The organism is uncultured Kluyvera sp., from assembly GCF_902485085.1.
GTDB classification, from domain to species: Bacteria; Pseudomonadota; Gammaproteobacteria; order Enterobacterales; family Enterobacteriaceae; genus Kluyvera; species Kluyvera ascorbata.
Genome location: NZ_CABTJS010000177.1, coordinates 1 through 2,817, shown reverse-complemented (window position 1 = coordinate 2,817; position 2,817 = coordinate 1). Strand labels below are relative to the sequence as shown.

The 2,817-nt window shown below is 58.4% G+C and carries 2 protein-coding genes and 1 pseudogene; 1 reads left to right on the top strand and 2 read right to left on the bottom strand.

From position 1 onward, the window contains the following. The coding region (locus tag RDN66_RS21840) for an IS110 family transposase (protein ID WP_308538174.1) at window positions 1–932 on the bottom strand (932 nt) is incomplete at its 3' end. Window positions 933–1,156: 224 nt separating this feature from the next. Here RDN66_RS21840 and RDN66_RS21835 point away from each other — a divergent pair. Further along, window positions 1,157–1,552 (top strand): annotated as a pseudogene (locus RDN66_RS21835) (IS5/IS1182 family transposase); the annotation flags it as partial. A 224-nt stretch (window positions 1,553–1,776) separates the two neighbouring features. Here the strand turns inward: RDN66_RS21835 and RDN66_RS21830 are convergent. Then, the coding region (locus tag RDN66_RS21830; RefSeq protein ID WP_308538173.1) for a trypsin-like peptidase domain-containing protein at window positions 1,777–2,817 on the bottom strand (1,041 nt) is incomplete at its 5' end.

Below are 2,817 nucleotides of genomic sequence, written 5' to 3'. Positions count from 1 at the left end.
TAACACCAGTGCACCAGTTTCCGCATCAGCGCGCCAATGGCCACCATTTTAGGTTTACCCCGCAGGCACATCTCATCGTAAATATTACGCATTCGCTTATTGTAGATTTTTCCGCACAGGGCGGACATGTAAAGCTTCGCTCTCAACTGAGGGGGGCCGATTTTCGACATCCGCGGCCGGCGCCGGACCGATGTGCCTGAGCGTTTCTCGATCGGCACCACGCCCAGAAAGGCGGCAGCCTGCTCAGCCGATACAAAGTTATGGCTGCGAAGCACGACCAGCATATGCATCCCCAGCTGGGGACCAACCGATTTAATTGAGGTCAGCAGTGTATAATCACGCCTCAGTGCAGGGCTGGCTTTGATATGTGCTTTTATCTGCCGCTCGATATTACTTACCTCCTCGCGCAGAAGCTGCGCCATACGCCTGCAGGAACTGATAATATCTGCAGGTGTGTCTGTCGACAGGTATTTTTCCAGCCTGTTCTCCTCACGCAGGGCATCACCCAGCAGAACATCCCGCCGTCGCAGGAGTGCACCGAGATATCTGATTTCGGGTGCCGGCGGCTCCCAGCGGTGTGGCTTCTTAAGGAATGCGTAACAGGCCAGCATATACGCATCCACCTTATCCGTTTTTGTCATGATTCCCATGCCACGCGCAAACTCCCGACTACGGTGAGGGTTGGCCAGAGAAACCCGGAAACCGGCATCATGTAATTCAGTGGCCAGCCGTTCGTGATAAACACCGGTAGCTTCCATTACCACATGAACATCTTCCGGACTGCAATGTTGAAGCCTGAGCCAGCGAAGAATATTTTCAACTGAATGTCTGTTATTCTGGATGTTACGGGTTTTTATGCGTCCTTTGATACCGTCATAAAGCATGCAAAGATCCAGGGTGTTTTTACTTACGTCAATGCCGACTGGAAACATGGTCAAACTCCTCTCACATAAACCGTCACGCCTGTTCGCCTTGTACATACGGAGTCGAGCTCCCGATAACCGTTCAACCTGATGTGCTGGCGTGAAAGGTGAAGCGGAGGGCCATGTGCTGCAAATCAAGGTTCAGCGGTGCCGACTTTTCTGACCTTAAGGGAAGGGGGCGGCTCACTCTGCTTCAGTGGTGGTAGCTAATCACCACAAACTGTTAGATACAAGCCACCGTGGCGGATGTCACCCAGGTCGACAAACTGCTGCACGGCGACGAGAACGTCGTCTGCGCCGATGACGGCTACACAGGCGTCGAAAAGCGCTCCGAGCATGCCGACCGAGAAGTGATCTGGCAGGTCGCAGCACGCCGCAGCACCTACAAGATGCTCGATAAACGCAGCGCCCTGTACAAAGCCAAGCGCAAGATCGAGAAGGCCAAGGCGCAAGTGCGAGCGAAGGTAGAGCCCCCGTTTCGCGTGATCAAGCGGCAGTTCGGCTACACCAAGGTACGTTTCCGAGGGCTGGTGAAGAACACTGCACAACTGGTGACGCTGTTTGCCCTGTCGAACCTATGGATGGCCCGCCGACATTTGCTGGCAAGCGCAGGAGAGGTGCGCCTGTAATGCGGAAAATGGCCGTCGCAAGGTGCTCGCGACGGCTGAAAGCACCGAAATGAGCGGGTGATCCGATCGTTTTTGATCGGTTCACCGCTTTCAAAATCAGCAGTGGCAGAAGTCAGCCGGAAATACAGGGCTACTTCAGACCATCCCTAGCTAGGGCTCGTAGTTCGGCGCAAGGCTGAAGTCGCTTGGCTGCTTCGCTGTGCAGATCCATGACCCACTTTCCATCAAACTCCCGGTTGTAGTTCCACAAGCATCTCGCGAGTCTTGCCGGCCCGCTCCACTAACAAGACCACAACATCTCCAACGTTCTTGTCGTCTAGCCGGGCCTGTAATGTGGTGACGTCGTCAACGGCGATACCGTCGATGCTGATAACGCGATCGCCGGGCACGATGCCGCCTGCGGTGACCTCGACGCCGACGAGCCCGGCCCTGTGCGCCGCCGAGCCCGGCGTCACGCGCAATACGAATACGCCCTTACTGCCGGTCAGCGCCTGCAGACGCGTGTTGAGCTGCTCATCCACCTCGATGCCCAGCGCCGGACGGATGTACTTGCCGGTCTTTATGAGTTGCGGCACCACGCGCATGACGGTATCGACCGGCACCGCAAAGCCTATTCCGGCCGAGGCGCCAGACGGACTGTAGATGGCGGTATTGATGCCGATCAGCCGCCCAGCCGAATCGAGCAGCGGGCCACCGGAATTGCCGGGGTTGATGGCGGCGTCGGTCTGGATCAGGTGATCGATGGCCGGGCCGCCCGCTTCTCCCGGCAACGAGCGGTCGAGCGCGGAGACGATACCAGTGGTGAGCGTCCAGTCCAGGCCGAAGGGGTTGCCGATAGCAAACACCTTCTGACCCACCTTGAGGTCGGCACTGGTGCCGACCGGCACGGCCGGCGGGCGCTTGAAACCGACGCCGATCTTGAGCACGGCGATGTCGTGCGCGGGGCTCGTCCCCACCAGCGCGGCCTGGTAGTCGCGGCCGTCGGCCAGTTTGACGGTGGCTTCGGACGCGCCCTGGATGACGTGGAAGTTGGTGACGACGTGGCCGGCGTCGTCCCAGATGAAGCCCGAGCCAGTGCCGCGCGGCACGGAGAACACGTTGCGCGTCCAGACATCGCGTACTAATTGCGCGGTGGTGATGTAGACCACCGAGGCGCGCGATTTTTCGAACAGTTCGATGGTGGTTTTCTCGTCCGCCGCCAGATCGCCACGCGCCATCACGGTGCGTTCTGCTGCCTCGCGCGGACTGAACCAGGCCTCGATGGC